Origin of the sequence: Enterococcus hirae ATCC 9790, from assembly GCF_000271405.2 — a bacterium.
Lineage (GTDB): Bacteria > Bacillota > Bacilli > Lactobacillales > Enterococcaceae > Enterococcus_B > Enterococcus_B hirae.
In genome coordinates this window covers 1,385,244-1,411,353 of record NC_018081.1, presented here as the reverse complement: position 1 = coordinate 1,411,353, position 26,110 = coordinate 1,385,244, and the positions used below count along the sequence as shown (strand labels likewise).

Here is a 26,110-nt window from a genome sequence, read left to right as displayed (position 1 = left end):
AAAAACTACCCTTTTACCATTTTTTCTAGAAATAATCGATTACAAAATCTAGATTCAGCAAAAAGGTTAAACTTATTTGTTTAAAAAATGTTATCTTAAATTAAATAAAACCTAAAATTTAATAACAAATAATCATTATACACATTAACTAGGTTACACTTTTTTTATTACCCCCTTCTATAAAACCCTAAATAAAAGCTAAAAAAACAACAAAAATACTCTGTATTTATCATAAAAACAAAATAACAACGCTTACAATCTTATTTTAATTTATTCCATTCTAGCTGTTATGTCTTCGTATTTCACGTCAATAAAAAACAAAAATAACAAGTTTTTATAGATGCTAGATTATTTTTCATATGTTATTATTTTATCATAAAAATTAGGAGGAATACCCGTGAAATTTAAATTATTTTTTATTGTCACCTTTTTATGGACACTTTTGTTTGCTGTTCCTGTCACCGACGCCCATGGCGATACCACAACTGATGAACAACTGACTGAATACTATGATTTTTTCAAAAATGAATACGCTTCCTTTGATCAAACCTTTGAAGAATTCACCGCTAATTATTATCAGCAAACCACCTTGAAAGATACCTTGTCAGACGAAGACCAATTAAAAGAGTATCTGCAATCCGTCAACGACCAATATTTACCAGCAGAAGCAGAACGTTTAGCGAAAATTGCTCCGTTGTGGTCCTTTAATATCGGCAATTCATTAGACAATATTACTTTTGAAGAAAAGCCAACTTACGGAACCTATGATTTATTGAATACCGTGCAACCAGGGGACATTATTTTTGAGAAAAATCGGGCTGAAGTCCCAGCAACTCCCTACTTTCTTCATCATGTGATGATTGTCGAAGGAATTTATGAAGAAACCCATATGATTAATGGGAAAGCAGAAACTTCCCGATATATTAGAACTATCGAAGCGACTAGTAAAAGTGATGATCTTCCAGATAAGGCAGGTGGAGTGGTCTATGGAGTATTAGATGATCAACGATTTGATTATACTGAAGCAACAATTTTACGAGTCCCGGAAGCTACTGCTTTGCAAAAAAATGCAGCCATTCAATTTATGCGCAGTCAATTAGGCAAGCCTTATCATATATCAATAGATTTTCTTCAACATAAGAATCGTTTATCTTCCAGAGAAAATTGGTATTGTTCCACACTTGTTTGGGCTGCTTACATGAATGCGACCCCAGATGGTAGAATTGATGATAGAACCCCAGAATATTATCCTAATTTTCAAGGGATTGATTTAGAAACTGATGATTTACTTAATGAACCTGGTGTAACACCAAATGATATCTTACGTTCGGATAAAGTTGAAAAAACCAGCCCTTCCTTTGTAGATTATCAATATTACTTGCAAAATGTTATTAGCTCACCAATCGGAGGACCCGATGAAAAAGTAGCCGACTTTACTTTCAGATCCAATTCAAATATATACAACCTAAGAAATGACTATTACTTCATCGCCATCGACCAAAACACCCAGAAACCTTACCGAAGCACGGAATTAACTTTAGGTCGTAATGTTTTTGGGAAAGTGGTGGCGCAATTAAATGCTTTTGCCAACTTCCAGTTAACTAAAGAAGCCGAACAAAAATATGCAGATCCCAAAATCCCGGTGATTCCAAAAATGATTGCGACCGAAGACATCCCAAACTATGTGATGAACTGGATCAATACCTACACACACTGTTCCTTCGAGATCGTCTATTCTTCAGATATCACGACTGATTTCAATCACTTAAGTTACAATCCGAGTTATACGAAGATCGATAAAAAAGCCCACCCAATCAAAGGGTATCAAGTCAATCAAATCATTCATACGCCACCGGCTTTTACTCAACAACGATTTGATTATACGGAGAACTTGTCGATCTATGAACTATATAACTTGAGCAACCCCAATCCTTTAAATGCCGATGTTGCTCATAATAAAATGGCGGGTGGCTGGTATTATTTCTACAATCATTTTTACGCCTTAGTTAAACTAGAAAATGGCACCTATCGTTATGCGACGTATTTGCGATTCCATGGTTCTTTTTCAACCGCCGTCGCTTACCGAAATGGCTACGGTCTGAATTATGATTACCATATGACCGCAGAAGCTAAAGAAAAATATGGCAAATATTACAACAATATCATCAAGAACCAAACTGTTGATTACGGGATCGATTGGTTGAATCAACATACGACAGAAAAAACTTTGATCGTTTATTCAAAAGATATCGCGCAAGACGTGAGCAAACTAAATCAAGGTACCGCCACAGTCGCTAAAGGGTATAATGACAATGGTCAATATGTCTATTGCATTTTATAAGGACTAGACTGAACAAAAAAATCACTATCCATCATATGATTAAAAATCCTCTTAAGTTCGCTTTAACAGCGAACTTAAGAGGATTATTTTTTCTAGACTAGCAGAAATGTTTTACGTCCTTATTTTTGTTGAAGACGTGCTAATTCTTGTTGTTTGGCTTCGTAAATTTCTTCAATGTCATCTTCTGATAACGGTGTGCCAAAGGGTTGTTGCACTTTCAACAGTTCTCTTTCTGGCGCATCTACACCGACATTCACATCATTACCGATCGGTACACTATAATGATGGATATGTCCATGAAGATTACAGATACTATCGTTTGATCCCAGCAACATTGGATAATGAGTCAAATAGTATTGCTGATGATTGAATTTGATGATAGTTCCGACATCATAAAAATAAAACTTTTTTGAACCAACCTTGTTTCCTGGATCATGTTTTTCTAAATACCTGAAAAAAGCACGGCTGTCATGGTTCCCCTTGATCAAATGGATTGTCCCATTGAGTTGTTGCACCAACTCCAGTATGTCTTGGCTACCTTTTTCATATTGTGGGTGCATCGCCAGATCGCCTAAGTGATACACATGATCGGTTTCTTTGACAACTTTATTCCAGCTATTGATTAGTTGCTGATTCATTTCTTCCACACTAGCAAATAAACGAGGGGCAAAATCATTTTTGCCTAATAAGTTTTTATGAAAAAAGTGCATATCACTAATAAAAAAATTCATATTGACCCCTTCTTACGTCTTTTTCTTTTAGAATAAACAACATCAAAGAATTAAACAAATGTTAGCTCTTTTTCTAGCAAAAGTGATTGTCTGTTTAACTAAAAAGCGGTTATTCATTGTTCTCATTGCCTATTGTGTACAATGCTAGAAAAAAGTAATCACAAGTAAATCATGGTAAACTTAAGGAAAAACAGGAGGTATTGATTATGCCTATCAGCTTTCATACTACTCTGACTCCTTCAGCAATCGAGATTACGTTACCAAATGAACATGGGAAGATGACTATCACAAAAGAAAAACCAGCTCTACCTGATCATTCACTTTATCTATTTTTCAAAAACAAACAATGTATCGCAATCGGTCAAACCGTGGTACCTAAAAGTTGGGATCACATCGTATTGGTTCAACTTCCTTGGGATCTTGAAGCCAGTCATCTAAGCTACCTACTTCAAGAACAGGCAGAATCAACGGGATTGACAGTAGAAATCGATGATTCCGCAAAAGAAACGATCCCTCAAGTACAAGTCAAAAAGTTAGCGGAACCAGTCGAAGAAATCACAAAAATCTTGGCAGTATTTGGTTACTCTTTAGAAAAAAGCAGTCCTCAAAAGAAAAAGCCGGCAAAAGCAAGACATCGTTGGACAAAGGAAGTTAGTGAGATCCCTTTTACCGTTAATTTTAGAAACAGTCAGGCAACGCTTTATTGGATCAGTCGAAATGAATTATTGATCAAAAAGGGGGCTATACTATTAGCGGAAGCTCCTTTAAATAAAGACGGTTCCGTCAGTTATGCGGCAAAATATGGGGATAAATTACGTGATGATTATAAAGATAGCATTGTAGGAAATAAAACGAGCAAAGATATTATCGTCAAAAGCGTCAATGAAGCAAGTCTGTTACTCTACTTCGGTGGAACAAACAGCTGGTTAGAAATCATTGATGAAAATGGTAAATCCTTAGATGAGTGGACAAAAGTAGAATAGAGTAATGGTTATTCTCTAGCGATTGTCCCGTTTCAATAGATAGTAAAAAAGCAAAGAAATCAGCTTTACTAGCTGTTCTCTTTGCTTTTTTTACTGGCAACAATGATAGATACGTTCGACTTCCTTAGACTTTTTCAAATAATCCTCGGCTGATCATACCATCCATCAAAAAATAAAATTTATCTTGACTCATTTTTTGCCGGTCGTCTTTAAAAATATTGACTGCTTTCAATCCGTTAGCTGTCGTAATAGACATTTTTAGTGTTTGGATATCCTTTGAAACAGTGATTTTTAGTTTAAACCCTTCTTTGCTTTGTGGGGTTGCATCTAGCGGACGAATCAACTGATAGTTGCCGCCATTTGTTTCGGTAAACCCATTGTCTCTCAAAGTGTAACGTTTTGCATCTGGATGTAAACGATAACTTGTTTTTGCTCCTAAAACTGTGGCTGTTTTTTCAAATGCCATGATTTTCACCTCGGTAAATTGATTTCTACTTTTATTATAAAAGTTTCTTGCATCATTTACTAGGTTTTTTCCAACTTAGATTGATTGGATCAATACATCAAGAAAACGTTGGACTTCTTCTTTGGTATTGCCGTAACCAAAACTGATTCGTATGGATTCTTTAAGGATTGGTGTCTCTTCCCCATACATTGCCTCCAGCACATGCGAAGGTTCGATATTACCAGCTGTACATGCTGACCCAGTAGATATCGCAATCCCATTAAGATCCAACTTCATCAAAAGTAAGTCATTCGCAACACCAGGTAATCGAAGGTTTAACACATGTGGTAATTTGTTGTTTAAATCACCATTGACTTGATAAGAAATTCCTTCTTTTTCCAAGGTATTCAAAATCAACTCTTGGAATCCAGCATATTTTTCACTTCGAGCTTCACGTTCTTCAGCGGTTAGAAGCTTGACCGCTTGCGCCATTCCCCAGATACCTGCGAGATTTTCAGTACCTGCTCGCCGCTTCTCTTCCTGTTCTCCACCTAAAAGTAGTGAAGGAATATTTATGCCATCTTTTTTATATAAAAATCCTACGCCTTTTGGTCCATTGATTTTATGGGCAGAGATGCTAAGTAAATCAACACCTAACTCCCTTGGATGAATCGTCTGATTCCCATAAGCTTGAACCGCATCGGTATGAAAATAAGCAGGGTGTTCCCGCAACCGTTCGCCGATTTCTTTGATTGGCATCAAATTCCCGATTTCATTATTCCCAAACATGATCGAGACTAAAATCGTTTCATCACTTAATGCTTCATCAAAGTCAGTTAGTGAGATATTGCCTTTTTCATCTACTGGTAAATACGTGACTTCAAAGCCTTGTGTTTCCAGATATTTCATTGTATTCAAGACAGCAGGATGTTCGATAGCGGTAGTGATCAAATGATTCCCGTCTTTTTTTCGTGAAAAAGCCGTTTCAAGGATCGCTGTATTATCGCCTTCTGTCCCTCCACTATTAAAAATGATTTCATGATCATTGACTTGTAAACTATCAGCAATAAGTTGTCTTGCTGTTTCTAACTTTTCATGAGCAATTCGGCCGAAGCCATGGATACTCGAAGGATTCCCAAAGGTTTCTTGCATCATTGTGGTCATTTCTTGAATGACGTAGGGATGCATGGGCGTCGTCGCTGCATGATCCAAATAGATTTTTTCCAACTTCTTTCATCCCTTCCAAATAGAACTAGGCACATTCTAGCATAAAATAAGCAAGTTACCAAAGAAACAATCACTAAACCAGGATAGTTTCCCAACTTTTAGAAAAAAATTCGTTCGACAATTCGTGCTACCACGATTGTCGAACGAATTTTATTTCATCACTTAACAAAAAATGATTAATCAAATACTTTTTCTTCTAGACGGAACAATGGACTCATTGGTGTATTTTCATGAATTCGTTTAACCGCTTCTCCCATCAGCTCTGAACAAGTAACAATCGTTAAATTGTTAGGATGACGTTCTTCTTGAGTAAATACAGAATCAGTGATGCAGATATCTTTAATCGGTGCATCATCTAAAATTTGTTTTGCAGGAACAGACAACAAGCCGTGTGAAGCACAAGCATAAACCTCTTTTGCTCCGTTTTCTTTCAAAACATTAGCAGCTCGAGCAAGCGTTGCACCAGTATTCAAGATGTCATCGACCATGATACATGTTTTTCCTTGGACATCACCAATCACATATCCACTATTTTCATCTGCATCATCGGCGTGATCCACGATCGCCAATGTACTATTCAAATATTCAGAAAGACTTCTTGCACGTTGGACACCACTATTTTTTGGTGAAACGACAACAATATCGTCACCTGTTAAACCAAGTTCTCGGTAATAGTGAGCAAACAATGGCATTGTGAATAAGTTATCTACAGGGATATCAAAGAATCCTTGGACTTGAACTGTATGCAAATCCAATGTCAGCACACGAGTTGCGCCAGCTTCTTGGATCAAATTAGCAATCAATTTAGCTGTGATCGGTTCATGTGGTTTTGCTGTACGGTCTTGTCTGGCATAACCGTAATAAGGTAACACAACATTGATCGTTTTTGCACTGGCACGTTTCATCGCATCGATCATGATCAATAATTCCATATAATAATCATTAACTGGCTGATTGGTTGATTGCACGATATAAACATGATCCCCACGAATACTTTCTTCGATATTGATCGAGATCTCTCCATCACTAAATTGTTTTACGACACTTTTTCCTAGCTCCGTTCCAAACACCTTGGCAATTTTTTCTGCCAGTGGTCGATTTCCATTCAAGCTAAAGATTTTCAATGTGTCATCCTGATACTTTTTACTCATGTTGTCCTCCCTATTGTTCTCTCTTCTTCGATAGTTTAACATATTTTTTCCAGTTTTTCTGGTAATTTCTGTAAATAATTTTTAAGGCAGCGAAACAGTTCCATTACACCAACTAGCAGGAATCAATTGATCCGTGTTGCCCCAGTTGTCATGAACTTTGTAAAAGCGTTCTCCAGAAGAGGATTGATAATATGCATATGCAGTGACCCAATGATTGCCATAGGTGCTCCCTAATACTTTCAACACCCCTAAGATCACAGGTTTTCCTTGGCGAATCCGTTTAGTCGCTCGCTGCCAAGAACCAAGCATCGTACTTCTAGCAGACACTCGATTTCCTGTATGTTTTAAAAACTTCGTGATACCATGACTGACTTGACCGGGAACCGTCGGAAGTCCTAGCGGCTGGATCGCTTGGCGTAATGCTTCACTTAGTTGCACATGGTCTTTCGTTCCTTTTTCACGTAACGTTGGAGAGAAAAACAATTCGTTTTGAAAATCTTGGTAATAAGCAATAAGGACAGTTGCAGCATAGGTCCCACAAAGATAGCCAGACGGTGTCCGCCAATTTTTATAGTTTAAAAACCGTTGTTCAGGCAATCCCACCCAACAATCCAAAAGTTCTTGTCCGTTTTCCTTTGGCGCAATCAAAGCTTTTTCACGATCATCTGCAAGCCAACGAGAAATATTGGTGACTTCTGCTTCAGTCATCGGTACGAGTTGATAAGCTTTTCTTGCATCTGGGTAGGAGTGGCTCGCAGGACCGTATTCTATTGGTTGTTTGTTTTGATCTAGGATGACATAACTACCATCTTCAAAAATTAAAGCGTAACCCTTTTCTTCATCCTTCATCGCCAACTGTTCCACAGCGCTTAACCGTTTCTTGATACCATCGAGATTCCATTCGATTGATTGTTCAAATACAGTTTTCAAGAACGAATCACCTCCGTCTTTTTTATTATAAGTGAAATAAGGAGAAAAACAAATCAGATAGACTAGTTCTGCTGTGACTACGGCAAGACCCCACAAGTGCTTCTTTCCTCTTTCTATTTGTTTATTCGCTGTTTTTATATGATAATAGGAACATTAGATAAAAAGGAGCGATAACCGAATGAACAAAGAACTTATAAAGCAAGACTTTTTTGAAGCTGTGAATGAAGAATGGCTAAAAACAGCCAAGATCCCCGCTGATAAACCAGCCACTGGCGGTTTCCAGGACTTAGTTGACGGTATCGATGATCTTTTGATGACAGACATTGATCATATGCTGGCTGAACCTGATAAAGTCCAATCAGATATGATGCGTCACTTTCTTCATTTTTATCAATTAGCTAATGATTATGATCGAAGAAATCAGTTAGCTGCTAAACCATTGCTTCCTTTAATTGAACGAATTGAAAAAATCGATTCTTTTGAAGACTTGAACCAACAATTTCCTACTTGGACATTGGATAGTTTACCTTTACCGTTTAGCTTAGATGTCGATGCGGATATGAAAAATGCACAAACAAACGCATTATTTGCTTATCCCCCTTCATTATTTTTACCTGACAAAACTTACTATACTGCAGAACATCCAAATGGTGCGCAACTATTAGGCGTTTTCTTTGATATGATGGTCCAACTCGTTGAATTAACCGGAAAAGAAAAAAGCCAAGCAGAGGCAATCGTTGAACAAGCTATCCAATTTGATCGATTGGTTGCGCCTCATGTTAAAAGTGCGGAAGAAAAAGCGGATTACAGCAAAATGTACAATCCCCGGTCATTTGACACCTTCATCCACTATACCGATAAACTGGATCTAGAAAAGTTGACAGTGGGATTGATTGGTACCACACCGGATAAAGTAATCGTGACGGATCCTGTTTATTTTGAACAGTTAGGCGAACTACTAACCACAGAACATTTTCAATTGATCAAAAGCTGGATGATCGTCCGAACGATTCGTTCGTTGAGTAGCTATCTATCAGAAGACTTTAGACAAATCAGCGGAATCTTCTCACGGACACTCTCAGGCACAGATGAAGCCATGCCGCAGAAAAAAGCTGCCTATTACTTAGCTTCAGGTCAATTTGACCAAGTCGTTGGCGATTATTATGGCAAAAAATACTTTGGTGAAGCGGCCAAAAAAGATGTTGAGCATATGATCGAAAAAATGATCTCTGTCTATAAAGATCGTTTAGAAAAAAACAACTGGTTAAGCGATACTACTCGAAAAAAAGCGATCATCAAATTAGATAAACTAGGAGTTCAGGTCGGCTATCCAGACCAAATCCCTGCTTTATATACGAAGTACCACACAGTGACACAAGAAGAAGGCGGAACCCTGCTTTCCAACGCTTTAGCCTTCAGCAAAATCGAATTGAAAGAACGTTTTGGTCGCTGGAATCAACCTGTTGATCGGACGGAATGGGAAATGAGCGCTGATACAGTCAACGCCTATTACCACCCTTTCAGAAATGTCATTGTTTTTCCAGCTGCTATTTTACAAGCACCATTTTACAGTTTAGAACAATCAAGTTCAGCAAACTACGGTGGGATCGGCGCTGTCATCGCCCATGAAATCTCTCATGCCTTCGATAATAATGGTGCCTTATTCGATGAATATGGTAATTTAAATAACTGGTGGACGGAAGAAGATCTAGCGCACTTCCAAGAAAAAGCCCAAGCAATGATCGAAGAATTTGATGGCTTATCATTTGCTGATGGTACTGTTAATGGTAAGCTTACTGTTTCAGAAAATATCGCAGATGCGGGCGGTCTAAGTTGTGCTTTAGAAGCAGCAAAAACCGAAGCAGATCACTCACTAGCAGACTTTTTCGTCAGCTGGGCGACGATTTGGCGGACAAAAGCAAAAAAAGAATACCAACAATTGTTGTTACAAATCGACGTTCATGCCCCTGCTAAATTACGTGCCAATATCCAACCCCAAAACTTGATGGAATTTTATGAAACATTTGCGATCACTGAAAAAGACGCGATGTATCTTCCACCTGAAAAACGAGTGCATATCTGGTAATACAGTTAAAAAACGCTCCAATGGCAATAAGAAAATTTTTTGAAACAACCTCTCATATAAAAAAATTGACTTATTTCAAGGAGCGGTTGTTTGAACACTATTTTCTCTTTACGAGGGACTGAGACAAAAGTTGTCTCAGTCTTTTCTAGTATCTCTAAAAGCGAATAAACGGCGTTCAAGAAGCAACTCCTCAACAATAAGCGATGATTTTCTAAAATATGAGGAGCTATTTTAAAAAATCCTCTCTTATTCGCTCGGAGCTAAACGCTTCTTTCACAGCCTCTTGCTAAACGGTGTTCAAACATCAGCTCCTTGAAATAAGCCTGAATTTTTCAAAACATGAGGAGCTGTTTCAAAAAATTCTTTCTTATTGTCATCAGAGCTACCCGATGTTTTCACGACCTCTAATTCACGGTGTTCAAAGAGCTGACCTTCGGCGATAAGTCAAAAAATCTCAAAACATGGGAAGCTGTTTCGAGATTTCCATCCTTAATGCTCCTGCGATTACTCGTCGCAGTTTTTACTTGGTGAGCGCTCAGGTCAAAACACTCTTTTCACGACCTCTTGTTCACGGTGAGACAAAAGTAGCATCTTCGGAAAATTTGCCGAAATTTACCAAAAATTTGAGAAGCACCAAGTAGGTAACAATCAACATCAAAAACGAGTTTTTGTGTTTCTTGTCAATTTTCGGAAATTCCTTCTTATTTCTTGATGCTGAACACTTTTTTCTCAACCTCTCTTAATATTATCCTTTACTTTTCTACCAAGCTCATTTTGACTACCCACAAACCAACTCCACTTAATAAAGAAAAATAAATTCTTCCATCTTCCTTCACTGTTCTCTACTGTTATCTACTCTTTCCGACCATAAATAGTCATAAAACTACATCTTTTCATTTACCTCTTTATTTTCGTTAACCTTTGTAATAAAATTAGTTAACGAAAGTAAAGAGGTGTTTTTATGGAAAATCTATTCGAACCTTGTGTTCCGCTAACAAAAACAACATGTCTGGAGATACTAAAAGACAAAACTAATTTATGGGGGTATTATGCACAAGCCCTTCAGCTCAAAACAAACAAGTCACAAAATATCATCCGTCTGAATACATTGCTGAATGCTAAGAGCGGCTTGTGTAGAGAAGATTGTGGTTATTGTGCGCAATCAAAAAAAAGTTCTGCAACGATTGAAACATATGGATTATTACCCAAAAAAGAAATCATTCGTAAAGCGTTGATTGCTAAAAAGAATCATTCCAGTGTGTTTTGCATTGCGTTAAGCGGAACACGCCCATCAAAAAAAGAAATCCACCTTTTAGGTGAGGCAATTCAAACGATCAAAAGCATAATGTCGATTGAGATTTGTTTATCCATTGGCTTAGTTACTGAGGAACAAATTGATTATTTAAAATCGTGTGGAGTAGATCGGTTGAATCATAATCTTAATACTAGTCGAGATAATTACCCAAACATCACAACAACCCATTCCTATGATGATCGGTTAGAAACATTAAACAAACTTCGTCAGCACGAAATGAATATTTGCTCTGGTTTTATTTGTGGCATGGGAGAAACAGATGAACAATTAGTCGATCTGGCTTTTGACTTAAAAGATCAAGAGCCTTATTCCGTTCCAGTCAATTTTTTACTTCCAATTGCTGGAACAATGTTTGAGGAACACAATGAATTAACCCCTATGAAATGTTTAAAAATCTTAACCATGCTGAGGTTACTATTCCCTGCTACAGAACTTAGGGTAAGTGCCGGAAGAGAGTTTCATTTAGGAGAACTCCAACCATTTGCTTTATTGATCGTGGATTCTATTTTTTTAGGCAACTATTTGACAGAGAAAGGAGCACCTATTTCTGAAGATCAAAAAATGCTTGATCGTTTAGGTTTAGTTGTGGCTGGTGTCTGTGATGAAGAATAATTATATTATTTGCGGGATTCATACCGATTGTGGAAAATCAGTGATCAGTGTCTTACTCTATGAATATTTACGTGATCTGACAAATCAGGAACCGTTACTCGTGAAACCGATCCAAACAGGACCGTTTCCTGATACAGATTTTTATCAAGCCTGCCATATTGAGAAACAAAATATTGTTCATTTCTATTCAATGTCATTAGAAGCTTCTCCACATATCGCTAGCAGAAAAGAACATCAATGGATCGATCTACTTGTCTTGAAGGAAAAAGCAAATGTTGTCTTGAAAAAAAATCGACCCACGATTTTTGAATTAGCAGGTGGTCTGCTTTCTCCCATTAATGACTCGCAAACCATGTTAGACATGATCAAACTTTTGCAATTACCGGTTATTCTCGTTGCGGATAATTATTTAGGTGCAATCAATCATACGTTGCTAACGACTAGTTTATTACAAAGCGAAAGCATTCCAATAGCAGGTCTGGTTTTTAATTCAAGTAAAGCAAATGAAAAGAATGACATGGAAGATTTAAGCCAATGGATGACAGATAAGACAGGAATCACACAAATTGGCAAATTACCCTATTTAGAGGATTTAACTCATTGGTTAAAATCGAGAACAAAAAAAAGAGAACTTAGTAAGGAGTGGCATTTAAATGTATACAAATAGGCGAGATATCACCATGATGGCGATGATGATGGCATTATTGATCATCACAGCAAAACTAGTGATTCCGTTACCACTATTCGATTATTTATCTTTACAAATTATAACGATTTATCTGATTTATCCTTTATTAGGAACAAAATACGGGCTCATTGTCACATTCAGTTATTTGATCCTAGGGCTCATTGGATTACCGATTTTTGCTAGTGGCGGAGGTATTTTTTATATTTTTAAACCTAGTTTTGGCTTTCTACTATCTTTTGCAACTTTCCCACTGATTCAAGCTACACTGTCAAAATTGTTCTGGCGCAGAAAATGGCTCCCATTAAAAAAAATCCTGATCATTAACTATTCAGGATTACTTTATCTCTATTTAATCGGTCTGTTGTATAAATGCTTGATTTTATTCTTTTACCTTAAAGAAACGAATGTTCTTTACAGTGTGCTAGCAGTTTCGACATTGATTGATTTAAGTTGCGATATCTTACTTGTGTTCGTAGCTAGTTTGCTTACCTATAAGTTATTGCCACTCATTCATAAGCACAAACTAGCAAACCAACTCTTTATCTCCTAATAAAAGCCGCTATTTCAGCGATTGGAAAAGAATCGAACCATCGGCTTAAAATGGATACTGATTGATTGACTTAAAAAATCTTACAAAATTATGAAAGAAAATAAACCGAAGAAGAGGTTGAGACAACTTTGTCCCAGTCCCCCTTCGGTTTATTTTTCCGTATTGACTTACTCTATCGTACGACAGAATGTACAACAGAATGATCTGGTTACTTCATGAACCAGTTAGGCCCACAAATCATTAACAAGCTTATTATATATTTACTTGATCAACGTTGCCCCGAGGACTGTTTCAAAATGACGTAGTGCCCAGTCATGACCGACTGGATCAAAGCTAGCTACAGCATCTTCAAAAATAAACAGTTGATAGCCTAAATTATATGCATCAATAGCTGTGTGCAACACACAAATGTCCGTACATACGCCAGTCAAATAGAGTTCAGTGATCCCCCGCTCACGGAGCCGAATATCTAGATCTGTTCCACTAAAAGCAGAGTAATGCCGCTTATCAATCCAATAGACATTGGCTTGTTCTTGAGCTCTTTCGTAAACAGCTTGTAGCGAACCATAAAGGGCACGACCATTGGTGCCAATCACGTTATGCGGAGGAAATAGTTTATTTTCAGGATGGAAGTTATCCGATGGGTCATGCGCATCAATCGCAAACACCACAAAGTCTCCCTCTTCGATAAACTTTTTCGTGTGAGTCGTCACTGCTTGTTCAATCACTTGACCAGCTTTACCTGTCGTTAATTTCCCGTCATCTGCCACAAAATCATACGTGTAATCAATCGAGATCAATGCTTTCATTAATGGGCTCCTTATACAAGATGTTTGACAAATTCGATTACCATCTCAGCAGAACGTTTCCCTGCATCTTCAATAAACTCATCAAAGGTTTGTGTCGCTGCATGATCAGCAGTATCACTCATCGCACGAACGATCAAGAAAGGAATATTGAACTGACGAGCCGTTTGTCCAACAGCCGCTCCTTCCATTTCACAAGCCAACGCATCTGGAAAGTTTGTTAAAATCTCTTCTACTTTTTCGGAAGAATCAACAAACGTATCTCCAGTAACGATCAAGCCTTCTTTCACATTCAGATCTATCGCTTTGGCTGCTCTTGCCATCTCTGTGCGAAGATACGTACTTGCTTCATAATAAAGCGGCATCCCTGGTATTTGTCCTGGCTTATAGCCAAATCCGGTTGCATCTGCATCGAAATAAGCTACTTTATCAGAGATTACGATATCGCCTACTTGTAGCCCTTGTCCGATACCACCCGCTGAACCTGTATTGATGACCATATTCACACCATATTGTTGGATCAATAAACTAGTAGTGACTGATGCCAAAACTTTACCGATCCCTGAACGAACCACAATTACTTCATGTCTTCCTAAAGAGCCTGAAATGAACAATGCTCCTGCTCGTTCCCATGACAAGGGTTCACTTAGCTTTTCTCTTAAAATTTTGATTTCTTCTTCCATTGCACCGATAATACCGATTTTCATAGCTTTTTCCTTCTTTCTAAATAAATGCGACCGCAAAAAATACGACACACAATAATAGAATAACAATAATCAAGGATTTCATCAAAAATGAATTCCACTTCGTCGTTTTTTCACGTTCACCGATTCTTGTTTTTGTGATAGGTTTGTTCCGTTTTTGTTCCTTTCGATAAAAACTAGCAATTTTCTTTTCTTCTTGCTGATAAGCAGCCTCTTCTTTTCTTTGCCGTTTTAATGACTCTTGGGCTTGCGCCTGCTGTCGTTTACGTAATTCACTTCTCGTAATCAGCGGTCCTTTGGCCATCAGCCGATCCCTCTACTTTCCTTTAATCAATAGCTCCCAATATTGGATCGCATACATGGTTTTCGCATCACAGATCAGTTGATCATCTATTGCTTGTTTAGCTTCTGCGAAAGTCAGTGCATATAATTCAAGCACCTCATCTTCATCTTGAGCCAACGGATTCTCTACTTTCTGTAAATCAATCGCATGATAAATATGCATGATCTCATTTGCAAATCCTGGTGAAAGATACATAGATGAAACATGTTTGAGCTTTCTTGCCCGATACCCAGTCTCTTCTTCCAGTTCTCTTGCAGCGGTACGTTCCGGTGTTTGGCTTTCTTCTGGATCGATTTTCCCAGCAGGGATCTCCAAAATCACTTTTTCTAATGGTTTCCGAAACTGTTTCACTAATAATAAACGATTCTGATCATCAAATGCGATGATCCCTACACCACCCGGATGAAACACTAATTCACGTTTGGCAAGTTTTCCATCTGGCAGGCGGACGTCATCTACTGCAACATCGATGATTGCTCCGTGATAGATTTCCTTTCGTTCGATCGTTTTTTCTTCAAATTGCTCATATTCAAGCATCTTTCTCCCACTTTCTTTGTAATAATACCCGCTTTTCGTTTACTTTTCAATTTTTCTAGAGTTTTCTTTTAGTTTACCATAACTAAACCTTAGAAATTCTCTAAATCTACAAAATCCTCCTTTAGTCCCATACTCTTTCTTAGGTTGAGTGTGCTAAAATAAGGGTGGAAATGAGAACAACGCTTCATTACTTAAAATGGATGGAATATATATGGAGGGCTTATTATGCGAAAATTAAATTGGCGATGGATCTTAGGTCTATTGTTGGTGTTTCTTTTGATTCGTCAAGGTCACTTTTCTTTAGTAACAGTCATTTTGATTATCGGTGCAGCTTTAGTGATTTGGGGAATCTTTGGCTCTGGCAAGAAAAAATCAGCAAAAAATGAAATGCCCGATTTATCTGATGAACTTGAATCACATTATACAAAAAGCGGGATGACACCTAGTGAGATTACTTTCTTTAGACAGACAATGAATCAAACGAAAGTCGAAATTGAACAATTGCAACAAAACATGCAACAAACAGCCAAACTAAAAGCTGTCGATCTTCGTCACGATACAGTGAAGGCGGCCAAAGCACTCTTCAAAGCATTGGTGAAAGAGCCCAACCGATTACACGAAGCAAGTCAATTTCTTTATACTCACTTACCAAACTTAGTCGATTTGACCAATAAATATATTGAGATCAACGACCATGAAATCAAAAACAAACAGACTTACGAAAAGCTCGAAGAAAGTTCACAAATCATTGATCAACTAGCACATCTGATTGCTCAAGACTATCAACAATTTGTCTCTGAAGATTTAGATGATCTAGATGTAGAAATATCAGTTGCGAAACAAAGCTTAAAACGAGAGAATCTATCTGATGATAACAATCAATCTCAATGATCGGTTAATAGAATCATAAAGGAGTGTTTTGTTTCTTAGACACTCCTTTTGCTTATCCTTTCTTTTGCTTATCCTTTCTTTTGTTTATCCTTTATAATAGATGAATAAGATGAACAACTGTTTTTTTACAAAAATGATAACATTGAACCTATCGCATCACATTGAACCACGAGGAGGAGTTTTAAATGGATAATAAACCTAAAGAGGTAACACCTGTAAATGACACGTTAGATGATTTGTTAAATAATCCGTTCTCTACCCCAACAGATAAATTAACCCAAACACAACAGTCAGAAATCAATGCTTTGCAAGAACAACAAACCGCTGCACGCTTGATTGATAAACTACCTGCTGAACGACAAGAGCAAGCCAAAGAGCTAGCAGCTAAAATCGATGTTTCAGATGCACAGTCGGTGATCAGCTACGGTTCTGCTGCTCAAACGAAGTTAAGTGAATTTTCACAATCCATGTTAAATCATGTACAGGCACAAGATATTGGTCCTGTCGGAGATTCATTGACTGAATTGATGTATCGTCTGCAAGAAGCAAATCCTGATGAATTGCGAGCTGGCGAAGGCAATATTTTCCAACGGATGTTTGGCAAAGTAAAACAATCGATCTATGAAGTGACTGCAAAATATCAAAAGATCGGTGCCCAAATCGATAAAATCTCTGTTAAACTAGAAAAAGAAAAAGACGGGCTTTTAAAAGATAATTTGATGCTCGAACAACTCTATCAAAAAAACAAAGATTATTTTGATGCACTGAATATTTATATCGCAGCTGGCGAATTGAAGATGGAAGAACTTCAAACAACGATCATTCCTAAAGCAATGAAAAAAGCCGAAGAAACAGGCGATCAAATGGATGTTCAAATTGCAAATGATTATACTCAATTTCTAGATCGTTTAGACAAACGAACCCATGATTTACGTTTGGCAAGACAGATCACTATCCAGCAAGCACCACAGATCCGTTTAATCCAAAATACTAACCAAGCGTTAGCAGAAAAAATCCAAGCATCAATCGCAACAGCGATCCCTCTATGGAAAAATCAAGTAGTGATCGCCTTGACGTTACTTCGCCAAAAAGATGCGGTAACTGCCCAACGTCAAGTTTCTGAGACAACTAATGACCTTTTGAAGAAAAATTCAGAAATGTTGAAAATCTCTGCTATTGAAACAGCAAAAGAAAATGAACGTGGGATCGTTGATATTGAAACCTTACAAACAACTCAAAATGATTTGATCGAAACGATCCAAGAAACATTACGCATCCAAAAAGAAGGAAAAGAAAAACGTCGTCATGCAGAAGTCGAACTTGGTCATATGGAAGACGACTTGAAACAAAAATTACTCGATTTAACACAATAAGAATGATCTATATGGATCAATCAAAAAAGCTCTAGATTTTTGATGTTGGTGAAATTCGCCAACATCTTTTTTATGCTTTAAAAGGATAGAAAAGACACCCCGAAATCCTTCAAAATGAATTTGGCTAACCAATTCATCGAAGGACTCAAGATGTCTTACACTCGTCTTATCAAAGATATTTTAACTATTTTAAGCTTAGGTTAATCGAATAGAACGAAGCATCAATTTTGTTGATTCATTTTACTATGTTGGTACCCATAACCAAAGTAAATCACTAATCCAATCGCCGTCACGATACCGAAGACGATCCATGTGACTGGTTGTAAACGAAGCATCAATACCAAGCATGTACCGATAGATATAATCGGTAATATCGGTACAAATGGCACTTTAAATTCACCGGCTTTTGGTTTACCAAACATTTTTCTTAGTTTAAGTAATCCTAAGCTGACTAACATCAAATAGGTCAACGCCATGATGTTTGTTAGTTCAGCGAGAATATTCAATGGGAAGAAACCAGCGAAAAATAAAGCCGCTACCCCAGCTACAAAAGTCGCCTTTCTAGGCGTCCGATGCTTTTCATCGATCTCTGTCATAAATTTAGGTAAAAGACCGTCTTTACTTACAGCAAACAATAACCGAGCTAGCGAATACATCATAGAAATCGTTACGGTCAAGAGCGTCAAAATGGCACCGACTGCAATCACAGCTCCGATTGTTCCATGACCAACGTAACGCATCGCAAAGGCAACTGGGTCACTGACCCCTAATTCAGTAAACGGAACAATCCCCGTTAAAATCAAGGTAACTACGATGTATAAAGCTGTGGCAATCAAGATCGAACCAATGATCCCTCGAGGAACGTCTTTTTGTGGCTCTTTCACTTCTTCGGCTGCCATTGCAACTGAATCAAATCCCAAGAAAGCGAAGAAGACTAGAGATGCTCCATCTAAAACGCCTGAAAAACCAAATGGTGTAAATGGTTGCCAGTTTTCAGGTTTTACAAAGAAAATCCCTACAACGATAAATAATGCAATAATACCGAATTTCACAAAAACCATGATATTATTCAATCTTAATGCTTTTTTGGCTTCTAAAGAAACGATGTATGTCACAAATATGACAACGAACACTGCGATCAAATCGACATAGGTGCCATTGTCAGGATTATAACCACTGGTCAAGGCTTGTGGCAAATGGACTCCAAAACCTTCCAAGAACCCTTGAACATAACCAGACCAGCCGGAAGCAACCGACGAAACTGCTAATAGAAATTCGCCAATCAACAACCAACCTGTTAACCAGGCGGCAAATTCACCAAAAACAACATAAAGATACGCATACGGGCCACCAATGACTGGCACACGTGAGGCAAACTCAGCAAAGCTTAACCCCGATAAAATGACAACGATTGCAGCTAAAACGAATGAAAGTGACAGTGCTGGACCCGCATTTTGATTGGCCGCAACCCCTGTCACTACAAATATTCCTGTGCCGATAATTGCGCCAATTCCAAGCATAATTAAATCGGACGTTTTCAGATCTTTCTTCATCCCACTTGTGTGGTTGAGATTGATTTCTTTCTTACGAAACAAATCCATGGCAGTACCTCCCTATTTTAGGTTGGAAAACGGCCATTAAGCCGTTTTCATATACCCTAAAATGATACCACCTAAAATGACTAAAAGGCAACCGACAATAACGTAAACAAGTTCTTTTTTCGTTTTCTTTTCTCCCAAAATGAAAATACCACCTAAAGTTGAGATGATAATCCCCATCTGTGATAATGAAAATCCAACAGCTAAACCAAGTGATTTAACAGTTAAGAGCATGCACACGTTCCCAATTCCCCATAGCAAACCACAAATCATGTTCTTCCAAACAAATTGATCCACTTTCACTTTACGAAAGGCAAAGAAACTTGCACCTAAGATCATTCCGATACTTTGAGGTAAGATGATTGACATCGCATCCAAGTTAGCCCAGTTCACAATGATCGTATAAACACCATAACCAATCGTTGAATAGATCAATGCTCTAAACCCTTTACCAAAATCAAGCATTTTATTGTCAGTATCAACTTTTCCTTCATCATCTTGGCGTGCTGTTAAATAGGCACCGCTAACAAGAAGTGCTAAAGCTAGGATACCGTATACATAATCTTTCGTTTGTGTCCATTCATGAAAGAAAACGGCTCCCGCAATCGTATTCAAAATTAATTGAAAACCAGTCGATAAAGGCAAACCAACAGAAACGCCCATAAATTTCATTCCATGGAACTGTCCGTTTTGACCAACACTCCAAGCTAACCCAGAGAGGAATCCAATCAAGAAAATCCATGGTGTGATTGTTGGGCTAACGATGAAAAAGACAACTAATGAAAAGATAAATGCACCAATCGTCATCCCTAATGTCTGTTGATTGGCATCGCCACCAATTTTCCCGCTTACTAAACCAATACTTCCCCATGCTACCATAGGGATTAATGCTATTAAAATTTCCATAACTAATCTCCTTTTATTTCACATGATATGAAACTTATCAGCGAAAACGTTCACAACACAAGAAGTTTTTTTCGATTCTAACTATTTTCTAACGTTTCTCATTATAGAAATTTAAGATTGGAAAAAACAGGGTCATCGTTGTTCCCTCTCCTACAATTGATTCAGCAAGTAGTTGGATCCCAAGTTTTTCAGCTAAGGATTTAGCCAAATAAAGCCCTAAACCAGTAGAATGTGTTTTACTCAATCGTCCATTAGAACCTGTGAATCCTTTGTCAAAAATCCGCGACAAGTCTTCTTTAGGAATACCGATGCCCGAGTCTTTGATGGCTAAAGAGATCCCTTGTTGGTTCTTTTCGATCGAAATGATGATTTCTCGATGGTCAGGTGTATATTTAATCGCATTGCTCAAAATTTGTTTGAATATAAAAGCTACCCACTTGGCATCTGTTAAAACTCTTTGATCTTCCCCAATAATCTCATACCGAAGATTTTTTTGAATAAAGTAATTCGCCTGACTGCGAATCACTGGCTGAATGATGCTTTTTAATTCATACTCTTGGATTAAATAATCTCTCGAAAAACTATCCAACCGTGCATAATAAAGAACTTGTTCTACATATTCATCGATTTTGGCTAGTTCGTTTTCTAGTAGGGTATATTTTTGATCATCAATATCAAATTCAATCGAACGCACCAAGAGTTCAGAGGCTGCTAAAGGCACCTTGATTTCATGGACCCACGAATCAATGTAATCTTTTTGATCCTGTTGGTTACTAATCGCCTCTTGCATGACTTCTTGGTGCTCACGGATCAATTGATTGATATAATCTTCGACTAATTTTTCTTCTTCTGTATGACCGCCACTCAAATAACTTTGTAGCGGAGATATTTGTTTGAGATCGGCAAGTTTTTCCCACCAATGACGTTTACTTAAATAACGGACAAGTAAATAAAAAAACAAAAATACGGCTTGAATAAGCGCCAGATAGCCAACCATCGTCCAGTCGACTAAAATATTAGGTGCTAACCACATGACAAAAATCGTTAGCAAGACAAAAAAGAGCCAGCCTAAGAGCAACGACCATTGATCCTTTAAGTATTTAAAGAAATTCATTATTTATTTTCATCCTTTCAGGGAACAATATAGCCCTGCCCGACTTTTGTTTCGATATATCCTTTGATCCCTGCTTGTTCGATTTTCCGACGTAAACGATTGATATTGACTGTCAATGTATTGTCATCAACAAACCGCTCATCATCCCATAATGCTCTCAATAACTTTTCTCTGCTAAGGATTTTCCCATGTTGCTTCATCAAGATAAATAATAATCGGTATTCGTTCTTACTTAAATCGATGATTTCACCGTTGATTTCCATACTCCCATTATCAACATTCAACGTGATCCCATTATGACTCATGACTTCACTCGACAGTTCCCCATAATTGTATGAACGTCGCAATAAAGCATTGATTTTGGCAATCAGCACATCAATTTGAAAAGGCTTGGTGACAAAATCATCTGCGCCCATATTCATCGCCATGATCATATCCATATTGGTATTTCGACTGGAGATGAAAATAATCGGCACTTTGGAGACTTCTCGAATTTTTTGACACCAGTAGTAGCCATCAAAGACCGGAAGATTGATATCTAATAAAACAAGTTGAGGTTCTTCTTTTTCAAAGTCTGCAAATACTTGATTAAAATCAGAGGTACCGAACGTTTCAAACTGCCACTTTTCCAGTTCTTCCATGATGAGTTGGCGGATGATTTCTTCATCTTCTACAACCATAATTTTTGCCATCTTGTTGTCCTCCTACTTCTTTCTTGCTATAACCATAACAAAGAAGGCCGAACGTGACAAGTAACCATATTTTCAACTATTTCCCTCTCCATACGCCTTACATCTGAAACGATGGGTTTATTCCTCAATATTTAGTCACGTAGTTGATTCTTTCATCGCAAATATTTTGACTATTCTTAAACTTTTGAAGGGCTCTTTATTTCTTTCCGTCCAAAAAACAAAAAAGTTTGTAAATAAAGCAAGGAACTTCCTCCGACTAAAACCACATAAATAGGTCCCAGGAAGAATAAAAAAAGCAGTAGTAGCAGTGTTCCCCCTAAATGTAAGAGAGCGTTTTTCCATTGATAAAAAAATAAAATAAAAGCAGTAAAAAGAGGGACTTCGTTTGCTCTCTCTAGTTGGAGCAACATACGGTAGCTAACCATCACGATACTTAAAAAAAGGACACTTAACGAAGCATACATCAATATCAATCCCCATGCTCCGCCCCAGTAAAGAAAAATACGACTATCAATTAGTAAAAGCAATAAATAGAAACTGACTATGAGGTCTTGCTTACGATAGGTCAAAAAATTATGACGAAGTTCTTGCCAAAACAACGTATGGATCTTTTTCTCTTCGTTTTTGTGGTAGTGATAAATGGTAGACATAACCGTACGACTAGCACTGCCGATTGTCAACAGCGGTAAGCTAGTTAATAGCCATAAGAATTGCAAAATAAGCAATGACGGAATCCATTCAATGACTGTCAAAAAATGCTGATTGATTTTTTCACTATGAATTTTATTCATTTAGCCTTTTGACCCTCCTGTCAAATCCATTCCTTCAATAAAGTAACGTTGCGCAAAGAAGAACATCAAAATCGTTGGGATCAAAACAAGTGTGGCTCCTGCCATCAAATAATTCCATTGAGTCGTCGCCTGATTTTGGAAAACTTGCAACCCAATCTGTAAAGTATACTTCTCTTGATCTTGGATGTATAATAACGGCCCTAAAAAATCGTTCCAAGCCGCATTGAATGAATTGATCGCAATCGTGATTAACGCTGGTTTAGTCAGCGGCAGCATCAGACGGCTCCAAATATAGAAATGATTTGCTCCATCGATTTCTGCCGCTTCAATTAATTCATCATTGATGGATAAATAAAATTGACGCATCAAAAATATATTAAATGCATTGCCGAAGAATGATGGAACGATCAATGGTAAATAAGTTCCTACCCAGCCTATTTTTGAGAATAGAACATATTGGGGGATCATGGTCACAAAACCTGGAATCATCATCGTAGAAAGGACTAAAGCAAACATTAGCTTTTTTCCTGGAAAATCTAATTTCGCAAACCCATAAGCAATGAAGGAATTCGAGAGAACATTGCCAAATACCACTAAGACTGTGATCAATAAAGTATTCCTTGCATAACGCCAGAAGGGGAAAGCAGTAATTGTATCCAGATAGTTTTGCCAAACAATTTTTTCTGGAAAAAAAGTTGGAGGATAACGTACGATCTCTTCCATTGGTTTTAAAGAAGTAAATACCATCCACAATAATGGTGTGATCAATACGAGCCCGATAGCCGTCATGAGGAGATAACTAACGATTTTTTTGTTTGGCGGTTAACACTTGTTCTTTTGAAATATTCCATCATTTGCCATCACCTCCAGAGTAATAGACCCATCTAGGTGCCAGTTTCAAATTAATAAAAGTCAATACTAACACGATCAAAAATAGGATCATTGACATCGCCATTGCGTACCCCATGTCGAATGCGACAAAAGCTTTATTCCACATGTGAAGATTATAAAATAGTAAAGAGTTAGCTGGTCCACCTGTTCCATTTTTAGTCATCACATAAGCCTCTTGAAAAATTTGAAAAGAACCAATCGTTGAAGTAATCACATCGTAAAAGATAATCGGTGTGATCAATGGCAACGTGATATTTTTAAATTTCCCCCATACGCCAGCACCATCAATCGCTGCTGATTCGTATAAAGAGCGTGGAACGTTTTGCAAAGTCGCTAAATAAAGCAACATTGCTCCGCCAGAACTCCAGATTTTCATTAAAATCAAAGCTGGCTTTGTCCAGTTAGGATCAAACAACCAGGCTGGTCCAGAAATATTGAACCAACCTAGAAACGTATTGATCAACCCGGCAGAAGGTGAAAGCAGCTGCATCCATAAAATATAAACAGCAACACCAGATAGGACTGCAGGTAAATAAAACATCGTTCGGAAAATACTGATACCTCTGATCTTTTGGTTTAAAATCGTTGCTAGAAATACGCTAAACATTGTGGTTAAAGGAACATTGAATAGGACGAAATACACTGTATTGTATAATGATTTCCAAAAAAGATCATCGTGTAGAAACATCCGTCTAAAATTAGCTAATCCAATGAAATTCATTTTAGAAGTCAAATTATAATCAGTGAAACTTCCGATAACAGAAAAAAGCATGGGCCCTAACATAAAGACGACAAAGCCAATAATAAAAGGCGAGATAAATAAATAGGCCCATCTTGCCTCTTTTTTCTTTCGGATTGATAAACGCTTCATTTTCTTGCCTCCTTTTTTCTTTCAATTAGTCAACAGTTGATTAGTTATTTTGTTTTACTAGATTCTCCACCGCTTTTTGAGCATCAGCTAAACCTTCTTTCGGTGTTTTTGTTCCTAAGAGAATTTGATCGATTTGTTCGTTCACTAGTGTCGTATAATCTGGTGCTGCTAATGGGACAGGTGTAATGACCGTATTTTTGAAATTCTCATCAGCCATTTGATAGATCATTCGTCCCTTGTCACTTAGCTGTTCATTCTTCACTAAGTTCTCATTGGCTGTTTTACTTGCCATGATATCAAAACTCTTTTCGCCAAATTTTTCTTGAACTTCTGGTGAAGAAAGGTACTTGATAAAGTCATAAGAAGCTTCTGGATCTTTTGCCCCATAAGGTACTTCGAGTACAAAGCCGCCGCCCCATGACCAATGACCAGAACCTTTTTCTTTTTCTGGAAGCGGAATGACACCAAAATCAAAATCTTCTGGAGCATTTTCCATCAAGCTCGAATAATAATTGATATTTTGGGCACGCATTGCGACTAAACCTGAGATGAATGGATCAGAAACACCTGAGCCAAATTCTGCCTCTAATTTATTGATCGTATCTTTCCCATAATATTCTTGCCAATCTTGGATCCACTCTAATGCTTCAACTTTATTCTTCGTATCGATTTTGATTTTGTCGTCTTGATCAAACCAGCTTGTCCCATTATCTGCATTTAATGCCCAGACATCTGCCCCTAAATTCCATAAAGGATAAAATCCAATTCGTGTGAATTCTTTTTTATCTTTTTTATCCAATTGATGGGCGTTTTTTTCTAATTCATCCCATGTAGTTGGTAAATCTTTTTCAGCGATTCCTGCTTCTTTAAATAATTTTTTATTATAAAAAATAACTTGAGTATCTGTGTTGAACGGAATCGCATAGGGATCACCTTTGTACTCCACTGTATCCCATAATTGTGGATAAAAATCTTTTGAGGTCTCTTCATCTACATATTTAGATAAGTTTGTGGCCTGTTGCGCTTCAGCTCTTTGAGCAACTGAATTGATATCTTGAACAATCACGTCTGGTGCATTCCCCGCTGTAATCGCTGACAATGATTTGGTCCAAATATCCCCCCACGGTTGGTATTTATAATTTACTTGGATCTTATCTTGTGATTGATTGTACTCGTCAATGATCTCTTCGATCACTTCTTTACGTGCTCCTGATCCCCAAAATGACCAGAAATCAATAGTTTTCTTCCCGTCACTTGTTTTTTCAGATGAACTAGCTGCGTTTGACTTTGCACTACTTGAACCACAACCTCCCAACAAAAATAATGCTGTACTTGCCAGCACCCCAGTAACTAACAACTTTTTCATTTTATCCCTCCGTTTTTTAATAAAAAGGTTATCTTTTGTCATTTGCAACCGATAACATTTTAATATAACGATATCATTTTAATCAGAAAATAACAATTTATTAGGCGTGTCTACTCATATATCAGATTAAATCTACCACTATATTTTTTCTAAGCATTTCCTTTGTAT

Annotated in this window: 25 protein-coding genes; 8 read left to right on the top strand and 17 right to left on the bottom strand. The window is 37.5% G+C overall.

Annotated features, from left to right (window positions below):
• Positions 1-397 precede the first annotated feature (397 nt).
• Complete coding sequence (locus tag EHR_RS06720; protein WP_010737137.1) at positions 398-2,341, top strand: YiiX/YebB-like N1pC/P60 family cysteine hydrolase; 1,944 nt, start codon at positions 398-400, stop codon at positions 2,339-2,341.
• 119 nt (positions 2,342-2,460) lie between these two features.
• On the opposite strand, the gene EHR_RS06715 is transcribed toward EHR_RS06720, so the two are convergent.
• The gene (locus EHR_RS06715) at positions 2,461-3,072 is read right to left on the bottom strand and encodes a metallophosphoesterase family protein (RefSeq protein ID WP_010737136.1); all 612 of its coding nucleotides are present in this window, start codon (positions 3,070-3,072) and stop codon (positions 2,461-2,463) included.
• Positions 3,073-3,278: 206 nt separating this feature from the next.
• Between EHR_RS06715 and EHR_RS06710 the strand changes: the two genes are divergently transcribed.
• A complete protein-coding gene (locus tag EHR_RS06710) occupies positions 3,279-4,055 on the top strand; it encodes a BAR domain-containing protein (RefSeq protein WP_010720815.1) in 777 nt (258 codons plus the stop codon).
• 124 nt (positions 4,056-4,179) lie between these two features.
• On the opposite strand, the gene EHR_RS06705 is transcribed toward EHR_RS06710, so the two are convergent.
• The 4 genes from EHR_RS06705 to EHR_RS06690 all read right to left on the bottom strand — a co-directional run bounded on the left by EHR_RS06705 (position 4,180) and on the right by EHR_RS06690 (position 7,865).
• A complete protein-coding gene (locus EHR_RS06705) occupies positions 4,180-4,521 on the bottom strand; it encodes a DUF1831 domain-containing protein (RefSeq protein WP_010720816.1) in 342 nt (113 codons plus the stop codon).
• A 75-nt stretch (positions 4,522-4,596) separates the two neighbouring features.
• Positions 4,597-5,727 carry a cysteine desulfurase family protein gene (locus EHR_RS06700; protein ID WP_010737135.1) on the bottom strand — a complete coding sequence of 377 codons (1,131 nt, stop codon included), beginning with the start codon at positions 5,725-5,727 and terminating at the stop codon, positions 4,597-4,599.
• A gap of 176 nt (positions 5,728-5,903) precedes the next feature.
• Positions 5,904-6,878 (bottom strand): ribose-phosphate diphosphokinase, encoded by a 975-nt coding sequence (locus tag EHR_RS06695; RefSeq protein ID WP_010720818.1) that lies wholly within the window; start codon positions 6,876-6,878, stop codon positions 5,904-5,906.
• A gap of 81 nt (positions 6,879-6,959) precedes the next feature.
• Complete coding sequence (locus tag EHR_RS06690; protein ID WP_369904290.1) at positions 6,960-7,865, bottom strand: dihydrolipoamide dehydrogenase; 906 nt, start codon at positions 7,863-7,865, stop codon at positions 6,960-6,962.
• Positions 7,866-7,986: 121 nt separating this feature from the next.
• On the opposite strand from EHR_RS06690, the gene EHR_RS06685 reads away from it, so the two are divergent.
• The 4 genes from EHR_RS06685 (at position 7,987) to EHR_RS06670 (ending at position 13,059) form a co-directional block, all read left to right on the top strand.
• Complete coding sequence (locus EHR_RS06685) at positions 7,987-9,894, top strand: M13 family metallopeptidase (protein ID WP_010737133.1); 1,908 nt, start codon at positions 7,987-7,989, stop codon at positions 9,892-9,894.
• A 961-nt stretch (positions 9,895-10,855) separates the two neighbouring features.
• Complete coding sequence (bioB, locus tag EHR_RS06680; protein WP_010737132.1) at positions 10,856-11,821, top strand: biotin synthase BioB; 966 nt, start codon at positions 10,856-10,858, stop codon at positions 11,819-11,821.
• Positions 11,811-12,488, top strand: coding sequence for a dethiobiotin synthase (gene bioD, locus EHR_RS06675; protein WP_014834453.1), 678 nt, complete (start codon positions 11,811-11,813; stop codon positions 12,486-12,488). Before bioB ends, bioD begins: the two co-directional genes overlap by 11 nt.
• Complete coding sequence (locus tag EHR_RS06670; protein WP_010737130.1) at positions 12,475-13,059, top strand: biotin transporter BioY; 585 nt, start codon at positions 12,475-12,477, stop codon at positions 13,057-13,059. Before bioD ends, EHR_RS06670 begins: the two co-directional genes overlap by 14 nt.
• Before the next feature lie 260 nt (positions 13,060-13,319).
• On the opposite strand, the gene EHR_RS06665 is transcribed toward EHR_RS06670, so the two are convergent.
• The 4 genes from EHR_RS06665 to EHR_RS06650 are packed head-to-tail and all read right to left on the bottom strand — an operon-like array spanning position 13,320 to position 15,449.
• Positions 13,320-13,868, bottom strand: coding sequence for a cysteine hydrolase family protein (locus EHR_RS06665; protein ID WP_010737129.1), 549 nt, complete (start codon positions 13,866-13,868; stop codon positions 13,320-13,322).
• A gap of 11 nt (positions 13,869-13,879) precedes the next feature.
• Positions 13,880-14,572 (bottom strand): 5'-methylthioadenosine/adenosylhomocysteine nucleosidase, encoded by a 693-nt coding sequence (locus EHR_RS06660; protein ID WP_010737128.1) that lies wholly within the window; start codon positions 14,570-14,572, stop codon positions 13,880-13,882.
• Between the two features lie 16 nt (positions 14,573-14,588).
• The gene (gene macP / locus EHR_RS06655; RefSeq protein ID WP_010720826.1) at positions 14,589-14,873 is read right to left on the bottom strand and encodes a cell wall synthase accessory phosphoprotein MacP; all 285 of its coding nucleotides are present in this window, start codon (positions 14,871-14,873) and stop codon (positions 14,589-14,591) included.
• A gap of 12 nt (positions 14,874-14,885) precedes the next feature.
• Entirely contained in the window at positions 14,886-15,449 is a 564-nt protein-coding gene (locus tag EHR_RS06650; RefSeq protein ID WP_010737127.1) for an NUDIX hydrolase, read from the bottom strand.
• A 225-nt stretch (positions 15,450-15,674) separates the two neighbouring features.
• Between EHR_RS06650 and EHR_RS06645 the strand changes: the two genes are divergently transcribed.
• Positions 15,675-16,340 carry a 5-bromo-4-chloroindolyl phosphate hydrolysis family protein gene (locus EHR_RS06645; protein WP_010737126.1) on the top strand — a complete coding sequence of 222 codons (666 nt, stop codon included), beginning with the start codon at positions 15,675-15,677 and terminating at the stop codon, positions 16,338-16,340.
• Between the two features lie 185 nt (positions 16,341-16,525).
• Positions 16,526-17,713 (top strand): toxic anion resistance protein, encoded by a 1,188-nt coding sequence (locus EHR_RS06640; RefSeq protein ID WP_010720829.1) that lies wholly within the window; start codon positions 16,526-16,528, stop codon positions 17,711-17,713.
• Positions 17,714-17,934: 221 nt separating this feature from the next.
• On the opposite strand, the gene EHR_RS06635 is transcribed toward EHR_RS06640, so the two are convergent.
• The 8 genes from EHR_RS06635 to EHR_RS06600 form a co-directional block, all read right to left on the bottom strand.
• The gene (locus EHR_RS06635; RefSeq protein WP_010737125.1) at positions 17,935-19,314 is read right to left on the bottom strand and encodes an APC family permease; all 1,380 of its coding nucleotides are present in this window, start codon (positions 19,312-19,314) and stop codon (positions 17,935-17,937) included.
• A gap of 36 nt (positions 19,315-19,350) precedes the next feature.
• A complete protein-coding gene (locus tag EHR_RS06630; protein ID WP_010720831.1) occupies positions 19,351-20,217 on the bottom strand; it encodes a GRP family sugar transporter in 867 nt (288 codons plus the stop codon).
• An 88-nt stretch (positions 20,218-20,305) separates the two neighbouring features.
• On the bottom strand, positions 20,306-21,331 hold the full coding sequence (gene sapS / locus EHR_RS06625) for a two-component system sensor histidine kinase SapS (protein ID WP_010720832.1): 1,026 nt from the start codon (positions 21,329-21,331) through the stop codon (positions 20,306-20,308).
• A gap of 17 nt (positions 21,332-21,348) precedes the next feature.
• Positions 21,349-22,023: a two-component system response regulator SapR gene (gene sapR / locus EHR_RS06620; protein ID WP_010720833.1), complete on the bottom strand. Its 675-nt coding sequence runs from the start codon at positions 22,021-22,023 to the stop codon at positions 21,349-21,351.
• A 176-nt stretch (positions 22,024-22,199) separates the two neighbouring features.
• Positions 22,200-22,814: a DUF624 domain-containing protein gene (locus tag EHR_RS06615; protein WP_010737124.1), complete on the bottom strand. Its 615-nt coding sequence runs from the start codon at positions 22,812-22,814 to the stop codon at positions 22,200-22,202.
• The gene (locus EHR_RS06610; RefSeq protein WP_052312483.1) at positions 22,815-23,621 is read right to left on the bottom strand and encodes a carbohydrate ABC transporter permease; all 807 of its coding nucleotides are present in this window, start codon (positions 23,619-23,621) and stop codon (positions 22,815-22,817) included.
• Positions 23,622-23,664: 43 nt separating this feature from the next.
• Positions 23,665-24,576 carry a carbohydrate ABC transporter permease gene (locus EHR_RS06605; RefSeq protein ID WP_010737122.1) on the bottom strand — a complete coding sequence of 304 codons (912 nt, stop codon included), beginning with the start codon at positions 24,574-24,576 and terminating at the stop codon, positions 23,665-23,667.
• Between the two features lie 40 nt (positions 24,577-24,616).
• Positions 24,617-25,942, bottom strand: coding sequence for an ABC transporter substrate-binding protein (locus tag EHR_RS06600; RefSeq protein WP_010737121.1), 1,326 nt, complete (start codon positions 25,940-25,942; stop codon positions 24,617-24,619).
• Between the last annotated feature and the right edge of the window lie 168 nt (positions 25,943-26,110).